The sequence below is a fragment of the Mycobacterium sp. NGS61 genome (assembly GCF_059812325.1).
In genome coordinates, this window is record NZ_JCALCL010000001.1 from 751,884 (window position 1) to 773,776 (window position 21,893).

19 protein-coding genes and 1 pseudogene are annotated in these 21,893 nt (G+C 69.1%); 10 read left to right on the forward strand and 10 right to left on the reverse strand.

Translation table 11 applies throughout. The features are described 5' to 3' along the window. Positions 1 to 5: 5 nt before the first annotated feature. On the reverse strand, positions 6 to 521 hold the full coding sequence (gene purE / locus AC5Y3Z_RS03620) for a 5-(carboxyamino)imidazole ribonucleotide mutase (protein ID WP_463828297.1): 516 nt from the start codon (positions 519 to 521) through the stop codon (positions 6 to 8). Further along, positions 514 to 1,743 carry a 5-(carboxyamino)imidazole ribonucleotide synthase gene (locus AC5Y3Z_RS03625; RefSeq protein WP_473139720.1) on the reverse strand — a complete coding sequence of 410 codons (1,230 nt, stop codon included), beginning with the start codon at positions 1,741 to 1,743 and terminating at the stop codon, positions 514 to 516. Before AC5Y3Z_RS03625 ends, purE begins: the two co-directional genes overlap by 8 nt. Before the next feature lie 99 nt (positions 1,744 to 1,842). Here AC5Y3Z_RS03625 and AC5Y3Z_RS03630 point away from each other — a divergent pair, with 99 nt between their 5' ends. Continuing rightward, positions 1,843 to 2,502 (forward strand): GtrA family protein, encoded by a 660-nt coding sequence (locus tag AC5Y3Z_RS03630; RefSeq protein ID WP_463828299.1) that lies wholly within the window; start codon positions 1,843 to 1,845, stop codon positions 2,500 to 2,502. On the opposite strand, the gene AC5Y3Z_RS03635 is transcribed toward AC5Y3Z_RS03630, so the two are convergent. From AC5Y3Z_RS03635 to AC5Y3Z_RS03645, 3 genes are all read right to left on the reverse strand, one after another. Further along, positions 2,457 to 2,975: a PH domain-containing protein gene (locus AC5Y3Z_RS03635; protein WP_463828300.1), complete on the reverse strand. Its 519-nt coding sequence runs from the start codon at positions 2,973 to 2,975 to the stop codon at positions 2,457 to 2,459. The two genes, AC5Y3Z_RS03630 and AC5Y3Z_RS03635, sit on opposite strands and share 46 nt — an antisense overlap. Before the next feature lie 20 nt (positions 2,976 to 2,995). Beyond that, positions 2,996 to 3,802 (reverse strand): biotin--[acetyl-CoA-carboxylase] ligase, encoded by an 807-nt coding sequence (locus tag AC5Y3Z_RS03640; protein WP_463828301.1) that lies wholly within the window; start codon positions 3,800 to 3,802, stop codon positions 2,996 to 2,998. A gap of 138 nt (positions 3,803 to 3,940) precedes the next feature. Then, on the reverse strand, positions 3,941 to 5,515 hold the full coding sequence (locus AC5Y3Z_RS03645; RefSeq protein ID WP_463828302.1) for an FAD-binding protein: 1,575 nt from the start codon (positions 5,513 to 5,515) through the stop codon (positions 3,941 to 3,943). A 74-nt stretch (positions 5,516 to 5,589) separates the two neighbouring features. Here AC5Y3Z_RS03645 and AC5Y3Z_RS03650 point away from each other — a divergent pair, with 74 nt between their 5' ends. The 6 genes and pseudogenes from AC5Y3Z_RS03650 to AC5Y3Z_RS03675 all read left to right on the forward strand — a co-directional run bounded on the left by AC5Y3Z_RS03650 (position 5,590) and on the right by AC5Y3Z_RS03675 (position 11,366). Next, on the forward strand, positions 5,590 to 7,230 hold the full coding sequence (locus AC5Y3Z_RS03650) for an acyl-CoA carboxylase subunit beta (protein ID WP_463828303.1): 1,641 nt from the start codon (positions 5,590 to 5,592) through the stop codon (positions 7,228 to 7,230). After that, positions 7,206 to 7,484 (forward strand): annotated as a pseudogene (locus AC5Y3Z_RS03655) (acyl-CoA carboxylase subunit epsilon); the annotation flags it as partial. The gene AC5Y3Z_RS03650 and the pseudogene AC5Y3Z_RS03655, both read left to right, overlap by 25 nt. Then, a complete protein-coding gene (locus AC5Y3Z_RS03660) occupies positions 7,481 to 8,122 on the forward strand; it encodes a Maf family protein (RefSeq protein ID WP_473139721.1) in 642 nt (213 codons plus the stop codon). The pseudogene AC5Y3Z_RS03655 and the gene AC5Y3Z_RS03660, both read left to right, overlap by 4 nt. Positions 8,123 to 8,147: 25 nt before the next feature. Continuing rightward, positions 8,148 to 9,053, forward strand: a complete 906-nt coding sequence (locus tag AC5Y3Z_RS03665; protein ID WP_473139722.1) for a sulfurtransferase — start codon at positions 8,148 to 8,150, stop codon at positions 9,051 to 9,053. Beyond that, positions 9,050 to 9,469: a SufE family protein gene (locus AC5Y3Z_RS03670; RefSeq protein WP_463828306.1), complete on the forward strand. Its 420-nt coding sequence runs from the start codon at positions 9,050 to 9,052 to the stop codon at positions 9,467 to 9,469. The genes AC5Y3Z_RS03665 and AC5Y3Z_RS03670 overlap by 4 nt, the downstream gene beginning before the upstream one ends. A 103-nt stretch (positions 9,470 to 9,572) precedes the next feature. Continuing rightward, positions 9,573 to 11,366 (forward strand): acetyl/propionyl/methylcrotonyl-CoA carboxylase subunit alpha, encoded by a 1,794-nt coding sequence (locus AC5Y3Z_RS03675; protein WP_463828307.1) that lies wholly within the window; start codon positions 9,573 to 9,575, stop codon positions 11,364 to 11,366. Positions 11,367 to 11,372: 6 nt separating this feature from the next. Here the strand turns inward: AC5Y3Z_RS03675 and AC5Y3Z_RS03680 are convergent, their stop codons facing one another. The 3 genes from AC5Y3Z_RS03680 to AC5Y3Z_RS03690 form a co-directional block, all read right to left on the reverse strand. After that, on the reverse strand, positions 11,373 to 12,161 hold the full coding sequence (locus tag AC5Y3Z_RS03680; protein ID WP_463828308.1) for an RNA polymerase sigma factor SigF: 789 nt from the start codon (positions 12,159 to 12,161) through the stop codon (positions 11,373 to 11,375). Positions 12,162 to 12,168: 7 nt separating this feature from the next. Next, a complete protein-coding gene (locus AC5Y3Z_RS03685; protein WP_463828309.1) occupies positions 12,169 to 12,606 on the reverse strand; it encodes an anti-sigma factor in 438 nt (145 codons plus the stop codon). 415 nt (positions 12,607 to 13,021) lie between these two features. Then, positions 13,022 to 13,405 (reverse strand): hypothetical protein, encoded by a 384-nt coding sequence (locus tag AC5Y3Z_RS03690; RefSeq protein WP_473139723.1) that lies wholly within the window; start codon positions 13,403 to 13,405, stop codon positions 13,022 to 13,024. A 234-nt stretch (positions 13,406 to 13,639) separates the two neighbouring features. Between AC5Y3Z_RS03690 and AC5Y3Z_RS03695 the strand changes: the two genes are divergently transcribed. From AC5Y3Z_RS03695 to nei2, 3 genes are read left to right on the forward strand one after another with little or no spacing between them, the layout of a single operon-like run. Beyond that, positions 13,640 to 14,317, forward strand: coding sequence for a TetR/AcrR family transcriptional regulator (locus AC5Y3Z_RS03695; protein WP_463828311.1), 678 nt, complete (start codon positions 13,640 to 13,642; stop codon positions 14,315 to 14,317). Positions 14,318 to 14,362: 45 nt separating this feature from the next. After that, positions 14,363 to 18,916 (forward strand): ATP-dependent helicase, encoded by a 4,554-nt coding sequence (locus AC5Y3Z_RS03700; protein ID WP_473139724.1) that lies wholly within the window; start codon positions 14,363 to 14,365, stop codon positions 18,914 to 18,916. A 3-nt stretch (positions 18,917 to 18,919) separates the two neighbouring features. Next, on the forward strand, positions 18,920 to 19,690 hold the full coding sequence (gene nei2 / locus AC5Y3Z_RS03705; RefSeq protein ID WP_473139725.1) for an endonuclease VIII Nei2: 771 nt from the start codon (positions 18,920 to 18,922) through the stop codon (positions 19,688 to 19,690). 2 nt (positions 19,691 to 19,692) lie between these two features. Here nei2 and AC5Y3Z_RS03710 read toward each other — a convergent pair whose 3' ends face one another. Both AC5Y3Z_RS03710 and AC5Y3Z_RS03715 read right to left on the reverse strand, forming a co-directional pair. Continuing rightward, the gene (locus AC5Y3Z_RS03710) at positions 19,693 to 20,613 is read right to left on the reverse strand and encodes an extracellular catalytic domain type 1 short-chain-length polyhydroxyalkanoate depolymerase (RefSeq protein ID WP_463828314.1); all 921 of its coding nucleotides are present in this window, start codon (positions 20,611 to 20,613) and stop codon (positions 19,693 to 19,695) included. Positions 20,614 to 20,667: 54 nt separating this feature from the next. Then, complete coding sequence (locus AC5Y3Z_RS03715) at positions 20,668 to 21,864, reverse strand: PPE family protein (protein WP_463828315.1); 1,197 nt, start codon at positions 21,862 to 21,864, stop codon at positions 20,668 to 20,670. Positions 21,865 to 21,893: the final 29 nt, after the last annotated feature.

A 21,893-nucleotide genomic window follows, 5' to 3' on the forward strand; every position in this document is an offset into this window, starting at 1 on the left:
TCTTGCTACTGATCGGTAACTTTACTCTGCAGCGCCGCATCCTTGGCCGCGACCGTCTCGGCCAGCTGATCCTGAAACGCCACCACCCGCGCCCGCAGCTGCGGGTCCGCTGCACCCAGCATCCGCACCGCCAACAACCCGGCGTTACGCGCGCCGCCGATCGACACCGTCGCCACCGGGACCCCGGCCGGCATCTGCACGATCGACAGCAACGAGTCGAGCCCGTCCAGCCGAGCCAGCGGCACCGGGACGCCGATCACCGGCAGCGGCGTGGCCGCGGCCACCATGCCCGGCAGATGCGCGGCACCGCCCGCACCCGCGACGATCACCTCGATGCCGCGGTCCGCGGCCTGCCGGGCGTAATCGAACATCACCGCGGGCGTGCGGTGCGCCGAGACCACCCGTACCTCGTGCGGGATGTCGAACTCGGCCAGCGCCTGGGCGGCCTCCTGCATGACCGTCCAGTCGCTGTCGCTGCCCATGATCACCCCGACCCTGGGTGCCCGGGGTTGCTCAGTCATCGGCGTGCCCATCCCATCCGTCCGTCCACTGCGCGTGCGCCAACCAGTGTGCTGCCAGCTCGGCGCGTTCCCGCAGGCCGGCCACGCCATCGGGACCGGTCGCGCGCCGGCCGACGAAGTTGATGTGCCCGACCTTGCGGCCGGCGCGCTCGGCCTTGCCGTACAGATGCACCTGCGCGTCCGGCATCCGGGCGAACAGGTGATGCAGACGCTCATCGATGGACATGGCCGGTGTCTGGGCGGCCCCCAGCACGTTGGCCATCACCGTCACCGGCGCCACGGCGTCGGTGTCACCGAGCGGGTAGTCCAGCACCGCCCGCAAATGCTGCTCGAACTGGCTGGTCAGGGAGCCGTCCATGGTCCAGTGCCCGGAATTGTGCGGCCGCATCGCCAGCTCGTTGACCACCAGAGAACCGTCGGTGGTCTCGAACAGCTCCACCGCGAGCACCCCGACCACACCCAGTTCCCCGGCCAACCGCAGCGCCAACTGCTGGGCGGCGGACGCCACGCCGGTGGCCAGGTCCGGCGCGGGCGCGATCACCTGGACGCAGATGCCGTCGCGCTGCACCGTCTCCACCACCGGCCATGCCGCGCCCTGCCCGAACGGTGAGCGGGCCACCAGCGCGGACAGTTCCCGGCGCAGCGCCACCCGCTCCTCGACCAGCACCGGCACCCCGCCGGCCAGGTACTCAGCGGCGAACTCGCGGGCATGCGCAAGATCAGCCGCCATCGCCACACCGCGGCCGTCATAACCGCCGCGGGCCGCCTTCACCACCAGCGGACCTCCGATCCGCGCGGCGAACCGGTCCAGCTCGGCCAGACCCTCGGCGGTCTCGATGCCGATGTACCGCGGCACCGGCGCGCCCAGCAGCTCCAACCGTCGCCGCATCACCAGCTTGTCCTGGGCGTGCATCAGGGCCTGCGGCGGTGGCGCCACGTTCACGCCCTCGGCGACCAGCTTCTCCAGCAGCTCATTCGGCACGTGTTCGTGGTCGAACGTCAGCGCGGCCGCGCCGGCGGCCACCCGGCGCAGGTCTGCCAGGTCGGTGTGCGAACCGATCACCACGTCGGGGCTGACCTGGGCGGCCGGGTCGTCCGCCGAATTAGCCAGCACGCGCAAACTCTGTCCGAGCGCGATGGCGGCCTGGTGCGTCATCCGGGCAAGTTGACCACCGCCGACCATGGCTACCAGCGGGGTGCGGGGTCTGGACACGGCCATCATGTTGTCATGGCACCTGACCGGCGTGTTTACCGGGAGTTGTGCCAAATTGTTATGTATCATTTTGCGCCTATTTCGAGATCATCCGTAGACTGGCGTGCTGTGTCCTTCGCCGATGCCACAATTGCGCGCCTCCCCGGGGTGGTCCAGCCCTTTGCGATGCGCCACCATGAGCTGATCAAATTTGCCATTGTCGGCGGCACCACGTTCATCATCGACTCGGCGATCTTCTACACGCTGAAGCTGACCATCCTCGAGTCCAAGCCGGTGACGGCGAAAGTGATCGCAGGCATCGTAGCGGTCATCGCGTCCTACATCTTGAACCGCGAATGGAGCTTCCGTAACCGCGGTGGGCGCGAACGGCACCACGAGGCGCTGCTGTTCTTCGCGTTCAGCGGCGTAGGTGTGTTGCTCAGCATGGCGCCACTGTGGTTCTCCAGCTACGTGCTGGAACTGCGGGTGCCGAACGTGTCCCTGACGATGGAGAACCTCGCCGACTTTCTCTCGGCGTACATCATCGGCAATCTGCTGCAGATGGCGTTCCGGTTCTGGGCTTTCCGGCGCTGGGTGTTCCCGGACGCGTTCGCCCGCGACCCGGAGAAGGCGCTGGAGTCGGCGCTGACCGCGGGCGGGATCGCCGAAGTGTTCGAGGACGAGCTGGAAGACGGCAACGTCACGTTGTTGAAGTCGTGGCGCAACCGCCGGTCGAGGACAGCTCAGCTGGGCGATTCCTCGGACCCCAGGGTGTCGAAGACTTCGTGATACAGCAGCGCGTGCACCTCGCGTAGCCGCGGAATGTTGTAGAACTCCAACGGGTCCTGGGACGCCGACTCGATGATCAGCGTCCCGGTGCGGAACATCCGCTCGAATACCCTGTCCCGGAACTCCACGCTGTTGATCCGGGCCAGCGGAATGTCGATACCGCTTCGGGTCAGCACGCCGTGCCGGTACATCACCCGCCGGTTGGTCACCACGAAATGAGTGGTCAGCCAGGTCAGGATCGGCCACACCGTGAGCCAGCCGACGATGATCAGCCAGCCGCCCCAGATGACGCCGTAGATGATTTTCTTGGTCAGCGGCTGCCACGGCGTCGACTCCAGGGCGCCGGACCCCAGCGCGGCCAGGCCGGTCACCAGGATCAGCACCAGCACCGGGAGGATCAGTCGCTTCCAATGCGGATGGCGGTGCAGGACCACCTTCTCGCCCTTGGCCAGTGCATTGTCCGGATAGCCCATGGCACAAACCTATCGCTGCGTCAGCGCAAATGGATGACGTCGCCGGCCGACACCACGACCAGCTGACCCGATTTGCCGGAATTGCTGTCCCAGGTTTCCAGCATCAACCGGCCGTGGTCGTCGATATCCCGCGCGATCCCGACGACGTCGCTGCCACCGGGGAGTTCGGCCCGCACCCGGGATCCCAGCGTGAGACTGCGGGCCCGGTAGTCAATGGCCAGCCGGGGGTCGGCTCCCCGTGCTTCGCGCCAGGCGGCGATGCGCTCCCCGAGGTCCCGCAGCAGCCGGCGGACCAGGAGGTCGCGGTCGGGCTGCGCGACGCCCTCAGCCCGCAGTGAGGTCGCCCCGACGTCCGGGGGCGCCTCGGTCACGTTGACGCCGATGCCGATCACCGCGAACGGCTGGGTCACCTCGACCAGGATGCCGGCCAGTTTGCCGCCGCCGGCCAGCACGTCATTCGGCCATTTCAGGCCCGCTTCCACGGGGCTGACGGAGGCCACCGCATCAACCACCGCCAGCCCGGTGGCCAGCGACAACCAACCCCACCCGGCGGTGGGCACGTCGTCCACCCGCACTCCCACCGACAGCGCGATCTGTCCGCGCGGCGCGGCCGACCATTGCCGGCCGTGGCGGCCACGTCCGGAGGTCTGCTGCTCGGCGATCAGCACCGCGCCGTCGATGTCGGTGCCTGACGACGCGCGGGCCAGCAGGTCGGCGTTGGTGGACCCGGTCTGGGCGACGACGTCGAGGTGCCGCCAGTAGGAGTCGCCGAGCACGTCGGCGCGCAAGGCGGCTTCGTCGAGGGCCGGCTGATCGGAGTCGGTCATCGGCTCAGCTTAAGACGCGGCCGGTCCGCTCCGGGCGCGCTGCAGCATGTCCCGCACCGCGCCATCTGGTGTGAATCGTGGGCGTCGCGGGTGCAGCCTGGGCGGGAAAAACGTGAAATTGCCGCCCAGAGCTCACGCTCAACGCCGCAGGCTCCCGCTGCGCTGCAGCATGTCCCGCACCGCGAGGTGACTGAACAGCATGCTGGTCCCGATCGGGTTACCCCCGCCGGGGTAGGCCAGGCCGCTCGGCGCGGCCATCGTGTTGCCGGCGGCGTACAGGCCCGGGATCGGGTTGCCCGCCGTGTCGAGCACCCGCGCGGCGGCATCGGTGCGCAACCCGCCCTTGGTGCCCAGATCCGAGATGCCAAAGGCCGCAGCGTGATACGGCGGCGTGTCGATCGGCACCAAGGGCGAGGCCCCGCCGGAGAAGGCGCGGTCGAACGCTTCGTCACCGCGTCCGAAGTCCTGGTCGACACCCGCCGCGGCGAATTCGTTGAACCGGGCCACCGTCGCCACCAGCGCGGCCGGTGGCACCCCGATCTTGGCGGCCAGCTCCGCCAGGGTGTCGGCGCTGTGCCACAACCCGGCCGCGACGTACTTCTGCGTCTCGACGATCGACACGTTGGCCGCCTTGACCGGCGGCACCTCGCCTTCCCGATCGTCGTAGATCATCCAGTACGGCAGCGTCATCGAGCCGTCCTGCAACTGGGCGATGATCTCCCGGCCGGCCCGGTCGTAGGCCCGGGACTCGTTGACGAAGCGGTTGCCGTCCTGGTTGACGAAGATGCCGCCGGTGAACCACAGCGCGAACGCCGAACGGCCGTCGGGGTGCGTCATGCCCGGCGACCACCAGGCCTGGTCCAGCAGGTCGGTGTCGGCGCCGACGGCGATGCCGGCCTGCAGCGCCTGCCCGAGGCTGCCGGGCCCGCCCATCGTGTCCCGGGCGTGGCCGGGCACGCCGTACCGGCGGCGCAGCTCGTCGTTACCTTCGAAACCACCGGCGGCCAGCAACACTCCCCGCCGGGCGCGAATGGCCGTGCGTTCGCCCCAGCTGTCCACGATGGCCCCCACCACCTCACCGTCGGACACCACGAGTTCGACCAGCGCCGTGTCGCGTCGCAGCGACGCGTTCGGGTACTGCTTGATCGCCGTCAGGAACCGCGCGATCAACGCCCGGCCCCCGACGTAGTAGTCCGCCGGGGTAGCCGCCCCGAGCCGGTCGGTGTCCAGCGGCCCGCGGATGGCGTCGCGCAGTTCCGGGGCGGCGGCCACCTTCAGCGGCTTGGCCGCGATGTGCCGCTGGCCGTCCAACCGGGCCTTGGGCGCCCTGCCGTAGTAGTCGGGCCACGGCAGCGGCACGAACGTGATGGCGGGGTCCTGCTCCAGATACTCGATCAGCGGCGCACCGCCGCGCACATAGGTCTCCTGCAGCTCGACCGGGGTCCGGTCGCCGACGACGGCGCGGTAGTAGGCGAGCGCGTCCTCGATGGTGTCGTCCGTTCCGGCGCGCTGCAGCACCGGATTGCACGGAAACCACACCCCGCCGCCGCCGGAGTAGGCGGTGGTGCCGCCGAACCGCTCGGTGGACTCGACCAGCAGCACGTCGAGGCCCTCGCGGGCGGCGGTGTACGCGCCGGTCACTCCCCCGCCGCCGGAGCCCGCGACCACTACGTCGGTCTCGGCTGCCCACTCGATCGCCGCATGGTCGCCCATCAGCGGAGACTACTTAAGGGCATATTAAGGGCCTCCCACCGGGCGGGCTGAGTCTGCCGATAGCATCGACTCCCATGACAAGCGTTGCCGACCACACTGCCGAGCCCGCCGCCGAGCACGTCATCGACATCCACACCACCGCCGGCAAGCTCGCGGAGTTGCACAAGCGCCGCGAAGAGTCGCTGCACCCGGTCGGCGAGACCGCCGTGGAGAAGGTGCACGCCAAGGGCAAACTCACTGCGCGCGAACGCATCACGGCGCTGCTCGACGATGAATCCTTCGTCGAACTCGACGCCCTGGCCAAACACCGCAGCAAGAACTTCGGCCTGGAAGCCAACCGTCCGGTCGGCGACGGTGTGGTCACCGGCTACGGCACCATCGAGGGCCGCGACGTGTGCATCTTCAGCCAGGACGCCACGGTGTTCGGCGGCAGCCTCGGCGAGGTCTACGGCGAGAAGATCGTCAAGGTCCAGGAGTTGGCGATCAAAACGGGCCGGCCGCTGATCGGCATCAACGACGGCGCCGGCGCCCGCATCCAGGAAGGCGTCGTCTCGCTGGGTCTGTACAGCCGGATCTTCCGCAACAACATCCTGGCGTCCGGCGTGATCCCGCAGATCTCACTGATCATGGGCGCCGCGGCCGGTGGCCACGTCTACTCCCCCGCCCTGACCGACTTCGTGATCATGGTCGACCAGACCAGCCAGATGTTCATCACCGGGCCCGACGTCATCAAGACCGTCACCGGCGAGGACGTCACCATGGAGGAACTCGGCGGCGCCCACACCCACATGGCGAAATCGGGCACGCTGCACTACGTGGCGTCCGGTGAGCACGACGCCTTCGACTATGTCCGCGACCTGCTGAGCTACCTGCCGCCCAACAATGCCACCGACGCCCCCCGGGAGCCGGCCCCGCTGCCGGTCGGGGCCATCGAGGACAACCTCACCGACGAGGACCTCGAGCTGGACACCCTGATCCCGGACTCACCGAACCAGCCCTACGACATGCACGAGGTGATCGTCCGGATCCTCGACGACGACGAGTTCCTCGAGGTCCAGGCGGGTTACGCGCAGAACATCATCGTCGGGTTCGGCCGCATCGACGGCCGGCCGGTCGGGATCGTGGCCAACCAGCCCACCCAGTTCGCCGGCTGCCTGGACATCAACGCTTCGGAGAAGGCGGCCCGCTTCGTGCGGACCTGCGATTGCTTCAACATCCCCATCGTGATGCTGGTCGACGTTCCCGGCTTCCTGCCCGGCACCGGTCAGGAATACAACGGCATCATCCGCCGCGGCGCCAAGCTGCTGTACGCCTACGGCGAGGCGACCGTACCCAAGATCACCGTCATCACCCGGAAGGCCTACGGCGGCGCGTACTGCGTGATGGGCTCCAAGGACATGGGTTGCGACGTCAACCTGGCGTGGCCGACGGCGCAGATCGCGGTGATGGGCGCCTCCGGCGCGGTGGGCTTCGTCTACCGGCAGAAGCTGAAGGAAGCGGCCCAGAACGGTGAGGACGTGGACGCGTTGCGGCTGCAGTTGCAGCAGGAGTACGAGGACACCCTGGTGAACCCGTACATCGCCGCCGAGCGCGGCTACGTCGACGCGGTGATCCCGCCGTCGTACACCCGCGGGTACATCGGCACGGCGCTGCGGCTGCTGGAGCGCAAGATCGCGCAGTTGCCGCCGAAGAAGCACGGAAACATCCCCCTGTGAGCGAGGTGAGCGACGTGACCGAGGCACCCGAGGCGCCGCAGCTGCTGCACGAGCCGCACATCCGGATCGTCAAAGGCCACCCCACCGACCAGGAGTTGGCGGCGCTGATCGCCCTGCTGGGCAGCATCGGCGGTCAGACGGCGCCGCCGAAACCCGAGCCGGCCCGCTGGGGCCTGCCGGTGGACAAGCTGCGCTACCCCGTCTTCAGCTGGCAACGCATCACCCTGCAGGAATTGACGCACATGCGTCGATGACCCGGCTGGTGCTCGGGTCGGCCTCCTCCGGCCGGCTGCAGGTGCTTCGCCAGGCGGGCGTTGACCCGCTGGTGGTGGTCTCCGGCATCGACGAGGACGCGCTGATCGCGGCGCTGGGTCCGGCCGCCGCACCCGACGAGGTGGTGCGAGCCTTGGCGACCGCCAAGGCCGAACACGTCACGACGCGGCTCACCGACCCTGAGGTGACCGCGGATTGCGTGGTGATCGGCTGCGATTCGATGCTCTACCTCGACGGTCGGCTGTGTGGCAAGCCCGCGTCGGTCCAGGACGCCCGCCGACAGTGGCAGTCGATGGCCGGGCGTGCCGGGCACCTGCACACCGGGCATTGCCTGGTCCGGCTGCGCAACCATGCCGTCATGCAGATCGAGGCCCAAACATCGGTCACCACAGTGCATTTCGGCACCCCGACGAGTGCGGATCTGGAGGCGTACCTGGCCAGCGGGGAGCCGCTGCGGGTCGCGGGCGCCTTCACGGTGGACGGACTCGGCGGCTGGTTCGTGGACGGCGTCGACGGCGACCCGTCGACGGTGATCGGGGTCAGCCTGCCGCTGCTGCGCACCCTGCTGACCCGGTGCGGGGTGTCGGTGGCTGCGTTGTGGTCGGCCAACCCGTCGTAGCCAGGCACTGGGTAGGCTCGATGACGTGCCACTTCCCCCAGATCCCAGCCCCACCCTGTCGGGCTACGCCCATCCCGAACGGCTTGTCACCGCCGACTGGTTGTCGGCCAACATCGGCGCACCCGGCCTGGCGATCGTCGAATCCGACGAGGACGTGCTGCTCTACGACGTCGGGCATATTCCCGGAGCCGTCAAGATCGACTGGCACACCGACCTCAACGATCCCCGGGTCCGGGACTACATCGACGGCGAGCAGTTCGCCGCGCTGATGGACAGCAAAGGCATCGCCCGCGACGACACCGTGGTGATCTACGGCGACAAGAGCAACTGGTGGGCCGCCTACGCGCTGTGGGTGTTCACCCTGTTCGGTCATCCCGACGTCCGCCTGCTCAACGGCGGCCGCGACCTCTGGCTCGCCGAACGCCGCGACACCACCCTGGACGTGCCGACCAAGACCTCGACCGGCTACCCCGTCGTGCAACGCAACGACGCACCCATCCGGGCCTTCAAGGAGGACGTCCTCGCGGCGCTGGGCAGCCAGCCGCTGATTGACGTGCGCTCTCCCGACGAGTACACCGGCAAGCGCACCCACATGCCCGACTACCCGGAGGAGGGGGCGTTGCGAGGCGGCCACATCCCCACGGCGCGCTCGATTCCGTGGGGCAAGGCAGCCGACGACAACGGCCGCTTCCGCAGTCCGGAGGAACTCCAGGAGCTCTACGGTTTCCTGAACCCGGACGACCAGACCATCGTCTATTGCCGCATCGGTGAACGGTCCAGCCACACCTGGTTCGTGCTCACCTACCTGCTGGGCAAGTCGGGTGTCCGCAACTACGACGGCTCGTGGACCGAGTGGGGCAACACCGTGCGGGTGCCGATCGTCGGCGGTCCCGAGCCTGGGCGGGCTCCGGCAACGACGCCCGCCGGATGAGCATGCCTGCGCCCCTGGCGGAGGTGGTGTCCGACTTCGCCGACGTGCACGGTCAGGACAAGCTGCAGCTGTTGTTGGAGTTCGCCAATGAACTCCCGGCGCTTCCGGCGCACCTGGCCGAGTCTGCGATGGAGCCGGTGCCCGAGTGCCAGTCGCCGTTGTTTCTGCATGTCGACGCCAGCGATCCGGATCGGGTGCGATTGCACTTCAGCGCGCCGGCCGAGGCTCCGACCACCCGTGGCTTCGCCTCGATCCTGGCGACCGGACTCGACGAACAGCCCGCCGCCGACATCCTGGCGGTGCCGGAGGACTTCTACACCGACCTCGGGCTGGGCGAATTGATCAGCCCGTTGCGGCTGCGCGGCATGTCGGCGATGCTCGCCAGGATCAAGCGCCGGCTGCGCGAATCCGCGTGACGGTAGACCGGTTTCCACCGGCTTCGGCGCGCCGCATAAACTTCCCGCACAAGACTTGTAAGAAATTCTCTTAGAGACGACCAAGCCTAAAACAGGAGGCGCAGTGCCCAGTCACGCCAGCTCGCGAATCGCCAAGGTTCTGGTCGCAAACCGCGGCGAGATCGCAGTCCGGGTGATCCGGGCGGCCAAGGACGCCGGCCTGGCCAGCGTGGCCGTCTACGCCGAGCCTGACGCCGACGCTCCGCACGTCGCTCTGGCCGACGAGGCGTTCGCGCTGGGCGGTCAGACTTCGGCCGAGTCGTACCTGGATTTCGGCAAGCTGCTCGACGCGGCCGCCAAGTCCGGCGCCAACGCCATTCACCCCGGCTACGGCTTCCTGTCGGAGAATGCCGACTTCGCCCAAGCGGTGATCGACGCCGGGCTGATCTGGATCGGGCCCAGCCCGCAGTCGATCCGCGACCTCGGCGACAAGGTCACTGCGCGCCACATCGCGGCCCGCGCGCAGGCGCCGCTGGTGCCCGGCACCCCCGACCCGGTCAAGGACGCCGACGAGGTGGTGGCCTTCGCCAAGGAGCACGGCGTACCGATCGCGATCAAGGCCGCTTTCGGCGGCGGCGGCCGCGGCATGAAGGTGGCCCGCACGCTCGAAGAGATACCCGAGTTGTTCGAGTCCGCTACCCGTGAGGCCGTCGCCGCGTTCGGTCGCGGCGAGTGCTTCGTGGAGCGTTACCTGGACAAGCCCCGCCACGTCGAGGCCCAGGTGATCGCCGACCAGCACGGCAACGTCGTCGTGGCCGGTACCCGGGACTGCTCGCTGCAGCGCCGGTTCCAGAAACTGGTCGAAGAAGCCCCGGCGCCGTTCCTCACCGACGCCCAGCGCAAGGAAATCCACGAGTCGGCCAAGCGGATCTGCAAAGAGGCCCAGTACTACGGCGCCGGAACCGTCGAATACCTGGTCGGCCAGGATGGGCTGATCTCGTTCCTGGAGGTGAACACCCGCCTGCAGGTCGAGCATCCGGTCACCGAGGAGACCGCTGGCCTGGACCTGGTGCTGCAGCAGTTCAAGATCGCCAACGGCGAGAAACTGGACATCACCGAAGACCCCACGCCGCGCGGACACGCCATCGAATTCCGGATCAACGGCGAGGATGCCGGGCGCGGCTTCCTGCCCGCGCCGGGCCCGGTCACCCGGTATGACACCCCCAGCGGGCCCGGGGTGCGGCTGGACTCCGGGGTGCACGCCGGTTCGGTGATCGGCGGCCAGTTCGACTCGATGCTGGCCAAGCTGATCGTCTACGGCGCCGACCGCAACGAGGCGCTGGCCCGCTCGCGGCGCGCGTTGGACGAGTTCCACGTCGAAGGTCTGGCCACCGTGATCCCGTTCCACCGCGCCGTGGTGTCCGATCCGGCCTTCATCGGCGACGAGAACGGCTTTACGGTGCACACCCGCTGGATCGAGACCGAGTGGGAGAACACCGTCGAGCCGTTCACCGGCGGTGAGCCCATCGACGAGGAGGAGACCCGGCCCCGGCAGAAGGTGGTCGTCGAGGTGGACGGCCGTCGCGTCGAGGTCTCCCTGCCCGGCGATCTGGCGCTGGCCAGCGGCGCTCCCGACGCGGTCGGGGTGGTGCGCCGCAAGCCCAAGCCACGCAAGCGCGGCGGCCACGGCGGCGCTGCGGCCTCCGGTGACGCGGTGACCGCCCCCATGCAGGGGACCGTGGTGAAGGTCGCCGTCGAAGAAGGCCAGGAGGTTTCCGCCGGCGATCTCGTGGTGGTCCTGGAGGCGATGAAGATGGAGAACCCGGTCACCGCGCACAAGGACGGTGTGATCACCGGCCTGGCGGTCGAGCAGGGCGCCGCCATCACTCAGGGCACGGTGCTCGCCGAAATCAAGTAGGCGGGTTCACTCCAGCTGATCGCGCAGCCTGGCCAGCGATTTGGCCAGCAGGCGCGACACGTGCATCTGCGAGATGCCGACTCGTTCGGCGATCTGGGTCTGCGTCATCGACTCGAAGAACCGCAGCACGAGCACCATGCGTTCGCGTTCCGGCAGCGCCTCCAGCAGCGGGCGCAGCGCCTCGCGATTTTCGATCCGGTCCAGACCGGAGTCGACGTCGCCCAGGGTGTCGGCGATTGCGCGGGCGTCGTCGTCCTCGTTGCCGCCACCGCTGTCGATGGACAACGTGTTGTAGGAGCTGCCGGCGACCAGCCCCTCGACCACCTCGGCGCGGTCCATGCCGAGTTCGACGGCCAGCTCGGTGGCGGTGGGAGCGCGGCCGAGTCGCTGGGACAACTCGGCGGTGGCGGTACCCAGCCGCAGGTGCAGTTCCTTGAGCCGGCGCGGCACTTTGACCGACCAACTGTTGTCGCGGAAGTGCCGCCGGACCTCACCCATGATGGTCGGCACCGCGAAGGAGACGAAGTCCGAACCGGTTTCCACGTCGAACCGGACGACCGCGTTGACCAGCCCGACCCGCGCCACCTGGATCAGGTCGTCGCGTGGTTCGCCGCGACCCTCGAAGCGCCGCGCGATGTGATCCGCCAACGGCAGGCAGCGTTCCACGATCTTGTCCTGGTGACGCTGGAACTCCGCTGAGCCGGCAGCAAAGACCCGCAGCTCGCGGAACATGTCCGGGACATCGGCGTATTCATTCGGTCGAGAATTTGAACCGCCGGCAGTTTGCTGTGTCAACTGGCCGTCACTTACCGGGGGCCGCCCGTCGTGCGGTCAACGATATGCCGAAGACACTGCCCGTGGCATCGGGCTCGCGACCGTCATGGAACGTCTGGACGTCATCGGCCAGCGAGGTGAGCACGTGCCAACTGAAGCTTCCAGGAGACACGACGTCGTGGGTGTCGCAGGCCGTGGAAGCCTCGACCACTAGCTCGTCGTCTCGCGGATCCACCACCAGGGTGAGCGAGGCGCCGGGGGTTGCCGAACGGATCAGTCGGGTGCACACCTCGTCGACGGCCAGCCGCAGGTCCGCCACGGCGTCGAAATCCAGGTCTTCGAAGGTGCCGATGGTGCCGACCAGGGTGCGTAGCATGGCCAAGTTTTCCAGCCGTGCAGCTACCTTGAGTTCGACGGCGCGATAACCGCGTTGACGCCCGTCAGCGCGTAGATCCGCATCGGTCATGTGGCCTCCCGGCAATATTCGACCGACACTACTCCTGGCATGGTCACGGCCTGTGGCGCCGGGTTGAGACCCGCCGTGGACCAATGGATCGAGACGGTTGGTCATGGTCGCCGCCAGTTGCCGGCGAGACAGACCGTTCCGACACGACTTGCGCGCGCTGACAACAGAGCATCGCGGTGATTGCCGGGGGGTAGGTCGGGGTGATCGTGGTTCCAGTTGGAGTGGGGGTGGTAGCGCTGGTGATTCTGTCCCGCATGATGCGGCGCACACGCTATTGGACTCGTGCCGGTGCTCATCATGGTCTCCTCCTGATACCCAGTCGTCAGCGCGGGTAAAACTACGACATCCGGAGTTACCAATGGCCAGCACCCCCCGCGTCGGCCTCGAACTTTACCGCCGCGGAAAAGCGTTGCCGTTACAGGCCCAGCACCGGGCCGGCGATCGGCGGAACTCCCATCGACACCGTGATCACCATCAACGTGAGCAGGAACCAGCCAGCGCCGTGCCAGCCCCACCAGATCCCTTGCTCGTGCCAGACCCGGTAGGTGCGGAAGAACGCCCAGAGGCCGGCCAGCAGCAGAATCAGGGGGCCGCCGAGCGCGAGCATGGTGCGTTCGGGTGGACCACACGCCACCGTGTCGATGCTGCCCCCGCCGCATGTGCTGACCCACATCGCGGCCATCACCACGAATCCGATGCCGGCCAGCGTCGCCAGGACGGCGAATTTGATGGCAACGTGGACTTCCCTGTCGTCGTGACCTATGCGGTCACCACGCACCCTCTCGTCTGCCGTATGCATCGGAGCACCTCGTATCTGCTGGCTGAACCAACTTGGAACCCGTTGTCGTTCAGTACCCCGCGGTACCACTCAGCAAACCGCTGCGCCCGGTTCGAAGCGCAGCTCACACCCGTCGCGGGGCCGGTTGGAGCACCTAGAACGCCCGCCCGCGCCGGCCGACCACCGGGCCCGGGCAAGTCCGCTATCCCGCCGGTATGGCGGAGCCCACCCCGACCGTGAGTAGTATCACTGCTTATGGCGACAGCCAGGAGGCGGTTATCGCCTGAGGATCGACGTGCGGAACTGCTTGCCCTGGGGGCGGAAGTCTTCGGTAAGCGGCCCTATGACGAGGTGCGGATCGACGAGATCGCCGAGCGTGCCGGTGTCTCGCGCGCGCTGATGTACCACTATTTCCCGGACAAGCGGGCGTTCTTCGCCGCGGTCGTCAAGGACGAGGCGGACCGGCTCTACTCGGCAACCAACATCCAGCCGACGTCCGGTATGACGATGTTCGAGGAGATCCGCACCGGCGTGCTGGCCTACATGGCCTACCACGAGCAGAACCCGGAGGCGGCCTGGGCGGCATACGTCGGTCTGGGCCGGTCCGACCCGGTTCTGCTGGGTATCGACGACGAAGCCAAGAACCGGCAGATGGAACACATCATGACCCGGATCGGCGAGGTCGTCAGCGGCATGCCGGGCACACAGGTGCTGGAACCCGACGTCGAGCGCGACCTGCGGGTGATCATCCACGGCTGGCTCGCGTTCACCTTCGAGATCTGCCGGCAGCGCATCATGGATATGACCCTGGAGGCCGACCGGCTGGCCGACGCCTGCGCGCATACGCTGCTCGAGGCGATCGCGCGGGTCCCGGACATCCCGGGTGAGTTGGCCGAGGCGATGTCGACCGCGCGCTTCAAGCCGCAGGCCTGACACGGCTCCACCGGTGTTGTCGGTGCCTGTTGGCACGATGGTGTGGTGAGTAATCCACCTGGGGCGCTGGCCCGGTTCAGTGCGGTCACGCGTGACTGGTTCACCAGCACCTTCGCCGCGCCCACCGACGCGCAGGACGCCGCCTGGAATGCCATCGCCGACGGTGACCACACGCTCGTGGTGGCGCCCACCGGGTCCGGCAAGACACTGGCGGCCTTCCTGTGGGCGTTAGACAACCTGGCCAGACTGGCCTCGTCGGACCGGCCGGCAGGCACCCGGGTGCTGTACGTCTCGCCGCTCAAAGCGCTGGCCGTCGACGTCGAACGCAACCTGCGCACCCCGCTGGCCGGACTGACCCGCCTCGCGCACGTCCGCGGCCTGCCCGCACCGCAGATCAGCGTGGGCGTCCGGTCCGGTGACACCCCGCCGGCACTGCGCCGCCAACTCATCACCCACCCGCCCGATGTGCTGATCACCACTCCCGAGTCACTGTTTCTGATGCTGACCTCAGCAGCCCGGGAGACACTGGCCGGGGTGCAGACGGTCATCGTCGACGAAATCCACGCCATTGCGGCCACCAAGCGCGGCGCACACCTGGCGCTGTCGCTGGAACGGCTGCGCGATCTGTCCGAGCGGGGCCCGGCCCAGCGCATCGGGTTGTCGGCCACCGTGCGTCCGCCCGAGGAGGTGGCGCGCTTCCTTTCCGGCGGGTCCCCGACCACCATCGTGGCGCCGGCGTCGACCAAGACCGTCGAGCTCTCCGTTCAGGTGCCGGTGCCGGACATGACCAATCTGGCCGACAACTCCATCTGGCCCGATGTCGAGGCGCGGCTGGTGGATTTGATCGAGTCGCACAACTCCACCATCGTGTTCGCCAATTCGCGGCGGTTGGCCGAGCGTTTGACCGCACGGCTCAACGAGATCCACGCCGAACGCTCCGGTGTCGCGGTGGCACCGGACGGCAACCCGACGGTGCCCGGCGGCGCACCGGCCTACGTGATGGCCAGCGGGCAGACCTTCGGGGCGCCCACGCTGCTGGCGCGGGCCCACCACGGCTCGGTCAGCAAGGAGCAGCGCGCCCTGGTCGAAGAGGATCTCAAAGGCGGGCGGCTCAAAGCCGTGGTCGCCACCTCCAGCCTGGAACTGGGCATCGACATGGGCGCAGTCGATCTGGTGATCCAGGTCGAGGCGCCCCCGTCGGTGGCCAGCGGCCTGCAGCGGATCGGGCGGGCGGGCCACCAGGTGGGCGAGGTGTCGCGCGGGGTGTTGTTCCCCAAACACCGCACCGACCTGCTGGGCTGCGCGGTCAGCGTGCAGCGCATGCTCACCGGCCAGATCGAGACCATGCGGGTGCCCGCCAACCCGCTGGACATCCTGGCCCAGCACACGGTGGCGGCCGCGGCCCTCGAGCCGATCGACGCCGACCGCTGGTTCGACACCGTACGCCGCAGCGCGCCATTCGCCACCCTGCCGCGCAGCGTGTTCGAAGCAACCCTGGACCTGCTGTCCGGCAAGTATCCGTCCACCGAATTCGCCGAGCTGCGACCGCGGCTGGTCTACGACCGCGATCGCGGCACCCTGACCGGGCGGCCGGGCGCGCAACGGCTGGCCGTCACCTCCGGTGGGGCCATCCCCGACCGCGGATTGTTCACCGTCTACCTGGCCACCGATTCCGAGAAACCGTCGCGGGTGGGCGAGCTGGACGAGGAAATGGTCTACGAATCCCGGCCCGGCGACGTCATCTCGCTGGGCGCCACCAGCTGGCGCATCGTCGAGATCACCCATGACCGGGTGCTGGTGGTTCCCGCTCCGGGCCAGCCCGCCCGGTTGCCGTTCTGGCGTGGCGACGACGTGGGCCGGCCCGCCGAACTCGGGGCCGCGCTGGGCGCGCTGACCGGCGAGTTGGCCAGCCTGGACCGCGACGCGTTCGGCAACCGTTGCGCGAACTGGGGTTTCGACGACTACGCCGCCGAGAACCTGTGGCGGCTGCTCGACGAACAGCGCACCGCAACCCGGGTGGTGCCCACCGACACCACGCTGCTGATCGAGCGCTTTCGCGACGAGTTGGGCGACTGGCGGATCATCCTGCATTCGCCCTACGGGTTGCAGGTGCACGGCCCGCTCGCGCTGGCCGTGGGGCGTCGGCTGCGCGAGCGCTACGGCCTCGACGAAAAACCGACCGCCTCCGACGACGGCATCGTGGTGCGGTTGCCCGACACCGGTTTCTCCGGTGACGACGCCCCGCCGGGCGCCGAGCTGTTCGTGTTCGACCCCGACGAGATCGACCCGATCGTCACCGCTGAAGTCGGCGAGTCCGCCCTGTTCGCTTCGCGGTTCCGGGAGTCGGCGGCCCGCGCCCTGCTGCTGCCCCGCCGCAATCCCGGACGTCGCTCGCCGTTGTGGCAGCAGCGCCAGCGCGCCGCGCAGTTGCTGCAGGTAGCACGCAAATACCCGGACTTCCCCATCGTGTTGGAAACGATCCGCGAATGCCTGCAGGACGTGTACGACGTCCCCACCCTCACCGGGCTGATGGCGCAGATCGCGCAGCGCCGGGTGCGGGTGATCGAGGTGGAGACCGCCAAACCCTCGCCGTTCGCGGCGTCGCTGTTGTTCGGTTACGTCGGCGCGTTCATGTACGAGGGCGATGTCCCGCTGGCCGAGCGCCGCGCCGCGGCACTGTCGCTGGACAGCACGCTGCTGGCTGAGCTGCTCGGCCGGGTGGAGCTGCGCGAGCTGCTGGACCCCGAAGTGATCGCCGGTACCGGGCGCCAGTTGCAGCACCTGTCGGAAGACCGGGCCGCCCGCGACGCCGAAGGTGTCGCCGACTTGCTGCGACTGCTGGGGCCGCTGACCGCGGCGGAAATCGCCGCCCGCTCGACGGCCCCCGACGGCCCCGCCCTCAATGGTTGGCTGGAGGGGTTGCACGCCGCCCGGCGCGCGTTGACCGTGTCGTTCGCCGGACGCAGCTGGTGGGTGGCCGTGGAGGACATCGGCCGGTTGCGCGACGGTGTCGGCGCGGCGGTTCCGGTGGGCCTGCCCGCGAGCTTCACCGAGGAGGTGGCCGACCCGCTGGGCGAACTGCTGGGCCGCTACGCACGCACCCGCACGCCGTTCACCACCGCCGAGGCCGCCGCCCGGTTCGGTCTGGGCCTGCGGGTCAGCGCCGACGTGCTCGGACGGTTGGCCGGTGACGGCCGGCTGGTGCGCGGGGAGTTCGTCGAGAGCGCCGGGGGCGCCGGCGCCGAACAGTGGTGCGATGCCGACGTGCTGCGCATCCTGCGGCGACGGTCGCTGGCAGCGCTGCGCGCGCAGGTGGAACCGGTCAGCACCGCCGCCTACGGTCGATTCCTGCCGGCCTGGCACCACGTCGGGGACAGGTCGTCGGGGCATGCCGGCCTGGACGGCCTGGCGTCCGTCGTCGATCAGCTCGCCGGGGTGCGGATCCCCGCTTCCGCACTGGAACCGCTGGTCCTGGCGCCCCGGGTGCGCGACTACTCCCCCGCCCTGCTCGACGAGCTGCTCGCCACCGGCGAAGTCACCTGGTCGGGTGCGGGGTCGATCTCGGGCAGCGACGGCTGGATCGCACTGCATGTCGCGGACTCCGCGGCCCTGACGCTGGCCACCCCGGTCGCCATCGAAGTCACCGACGTCCACCAGGCGATTCTGGACACTCTGGCCGGTGGCGGCGCGTACTTCTTCCGCCAGCTCGCCCAGGGTGGCCACGCCGAGGCAGCGCTCAAAGCGGCGCTGTGGGAACTGATCTGGGCCGGCCGCGTCACCGGCGACACGTTCGCGCCGGTGCGGGCATTGCTGGGCGGCGGCGCGGGTGCCCGCAAACGCTCGGCTCCGGCGCACCGCACCCCACGCGCGCCGCGGCTGAGCCGCTACAGCGTCGCGCACGCGCAAACCCGGCCCAACGACCCCTCCGTGGCCGGACGGTGGTCGGCGCTGCCGGTGGCCGAGCCGGACTCCACCCTGCGGGCGCACTTCCAGGCCGAGCTGCTGTTGAATCGACACGGCGTGCTGACCAAAGGCGGGGTGGCCGCCGAAAGCGTGCCCGGCGGTTTCGCCACCCTCTACAAAGTGTTGCGCGCGTTCGAGGATGCCGGTCGCTGCCAGCGCGGTTACTTCGTCGAATCGCTGGGTGGCGCCCAGTTCGCGGTCGCCTCAACCGTCGACCGGCTGCGCAGTTACCTCGACGGTGTCGATCCGCAACGGCCCGAATACCACGCGGTCGTGCTGGCCGCCGCCGACCCGGCCAACCCCTACGGTGCGGCGCTGCCGTGGCCCGCCGCGCGTACTGACGGGGCACGGCCCGGCCGCAAGGCCGGCGCACTGGTGGTGTTGGTGGACGGCGCGCTGGCCTGGTTCCTCGAGCGGGGCGGCCGGTCCCTGCTGACCTTCACCGAGGACCCCGGGGCCGCGCGCGCGGCGGCCGCCGCGCTCGCCGATCTGGTGGCCGGCCGGCGGGTGTCGTCGATCCTGGTCGAGCGGGTCGACGGCGTCTCGGTGCTGCAGCCCGACGGACCCCAGGACGTGCTGGCAGCGCTGGTGGAAGCCGGATTCGCCCGGACCCCACGCGGACTGCGACTGCGTTGAGCCATGCCTGAAGGGGACACGGTCTTTCACACCGCGGACGCGCTGCGCCGCCAGTTGGCCGGGCAGACGCTGACGCGCTGCGATATCCGGGTGCCGCGGTACGCCACCATCGACCTGACCGGGCAGGTGGTGGATGAAGTGCTCAGCCGCGGCAAGCACCTGTTCATCCGGGTCGGCTGGGCCAGCATCCACTCACACATGAAGATGGACGGCAGCTGGCGAGTCGGCAGCCGGCCGAAGCCGCGCATTGACTACCGGGCACGGATCGTCCTGGAAGCCGGTGACACTCGCGCCGTCGGAGTCGACCTGGGGGTGCTGGAAATCCTCGACCGAGCCACCGATGCGGCTGCCGTCGAGCATCTGGGACCCGACCTGCTGGGCGACGACTGGGACCCGCACCGCGCCGCCGCCAACCTGACCGCCGACCCGGACCGTCCCGTCGCCGAGGCGCTGCTGGACCAGCGAGTCATGGCCGGGGTCGGAAACGTCTTCGCCAACGAACTGTGTTTCGTCAGCGGACACCTGCCGACCGCGCCGGTCAGCGCTGTCGCCGACCCGCTGCGGCTCGTCTCCCGGGCCCGGGACATGTTGTGGGCCAACAGGTTTCGCTGGAACCGCTGCACCACCGGCGACACCCGGGGTGGCCGGTTGATGTGGGTCTACGGGCGCGCCGGGCAGGGTTGCCGGCGCTGCGGCACGCCCATCGCATCCCAGGACCCGGCGCCGGGCAGCGCCGATCGGGTGCAGTACTGGTGCCCGTCCTGCCAGCGCTAGCGCTAGCCGTCCCGGCCGTGGGACAGGAAGAACTGGGCGATCACCTGCGAGCCGTCGAACGCCCGCGTGGTGGACCCGATGACCGTCTTGGGCAGGTACTGCTTGCTGCCCGGCCAGGTGTGGCCACCCTTCTCGATCTGGTAGTGGATCACTTCGGTGTTGTCGGCGCAGTTGCGGGAATCGAACCGGCGCACGGCAGTTCCGTCGCCCACGTCGGGCAGTTGCTCGACGGTGGGGTTGCCCGGGCAGCGGTCGACGACCCGCCACCGGTCGACGATGCTGTTGGCCGAGATCGCGTGGCTCAGTCCGCCGCGACCACGGACATCGCCGCCGTTGTACGGCACCACCGCATCGCTGGTGCCGTGCGCCTCCAGCACCGACACCGGCCGCGACGGATTGCACGCCACACCTACCCCCAACGTGCCCGAAATCGGCGCGATCGCGGCGAACACATCGGCGCGGTCGCAGGCCAACCGGTTGGACATGAACCCGCCGTTGGACATGCCGGTCGCGAAGACGTGCCCGGGGGGCACATTGAATTCATCGCGCAATTTAGTCACCAGCGTCACCAGAAAACCGACGTCGTCGAGCCGGCGGCGGTCCGCCGGAGCCGCCCCCCGGCCGTCGGCCCAGCTCTTGTCGTAGCCGTCGGGATAGACGACCAGCAGGCCGTTGGCGTCGGCGACGGAGTCGAAGTCGGTAAGCCCGCGCTGGCCGGCACCCGTGCCGCCGCCACCGTGCAGGTTCAGCACCAGGCCCACGGTCGGCCCGGGCGGCACATGCACCACATAGGTCCGGTTCAGGCCGCCGTACTGGAGCATCCCGGCCTGATTCCGGGCACCGGCGGCCTGCACCTGCCGTTCGCTGCACCCGGCCAGACAGACCAGCAGAACGGCCAGGGAGAGCAATCGCGCCCAAGGCATCAGTCAAAAGTACCGATCGCAGCGAGTGGAGCGGTACGGCGGCGGGGTGAACACTCATCCCGCCGACGGCGAGCGTGGAATGAACTTCCCCTCGACCTCCAGACCCATGGCCAGGTCTTCGTACTTCTGGTCCTTGCGTTTACGCCAGCCGCTGCCCGCGGCAATCGGTGGCGCCATCAGCGGCGGCAGCATCGGGAATCCGGCGTCGACGTCGCCTGCGGGCAGCGGCGATGCCGCCGAAGCGAGCTGCACCGGCAGGTGGGCGGCGGTCAGCACGCCCGTCGCGGCGGGCGGCGCGGACAGGTTGCCCATCGACACTGCGACGCCCATCGCTCCCGTCGGGGTCCCCGCCGCGCTGAAGGCTCCGACTGCCTCGGCCAGACTGGCCTCCGCACCGCCCAGCGCCGTCTCCCCTTCCGACAGGCCGGAGAAAACATCCGGAGCGATTCCCTGCAGCGCCTGGGCCGAGGTGGTCTGCGCAAAGTAGCTGAGCAGGTTGATCGGGAACCCGGACGAGACGAACTGGTTCAGATAGGTGTTGGTCAGGCCGAACCAGCCCTGATTGGGGTCGAACGTGACGCCCACCGCCTGCAGCAGCGCATCCAGCGGAGACACCGGCGGCGCGACCGCATCGGCGGGCAGGACCAGCGTCGCGGCGGCCGCCGCGGCGGGTACGGCCTCCGCCTGCGCCACCGATACGGCCTGCGCCTGCGCCGCTGAGCTGCCCGGGTCTGCGATGGACGGCGGCGTCGAGAACAGCTGCCGCACGGCGGCCTGTGCGGTGGTCGACTCGTAGCTGTACATCGCTGTCGCGTTGTTGACCCACATGCGCTCGTACTGGGTCTCGGTGGCGGCGATGGCCGCGAGATTGTGGCCGAAGGTGTTGGTGGCCAGCAGTTGCGCGAGTTGGGCGCGGTTGGCCGCCACCGTTGCGGGAGGGACCACCGAGGCGAGAGTGGATCCGAACGCGGCGGCAGCGACCTGCGCCGAGGCGGCCAGCTGGTGACACTGCGCTGCAGTGGTGCGCAGCCAGGTGAGATAAGGCGCGACGGACTGGATCATCGCCAGGGTGGAGGTGCCGCGCCATTCCGCGGCCAGCATCGACAGCACGGCGGAGTAATTGCCGGCCGTCTCATCCAGGTCGGTGCTGAGCGCCTGCCACGCGCTGGAAGCCTCGAGCAGCGATCCGGCGCCGGGACCGGCGTGGATCAGCGCCGAGATGACCTCGGGAGGCAGACCTATGTATTCCATAGCACCTTTATATGACGTAGTGAAGGAAT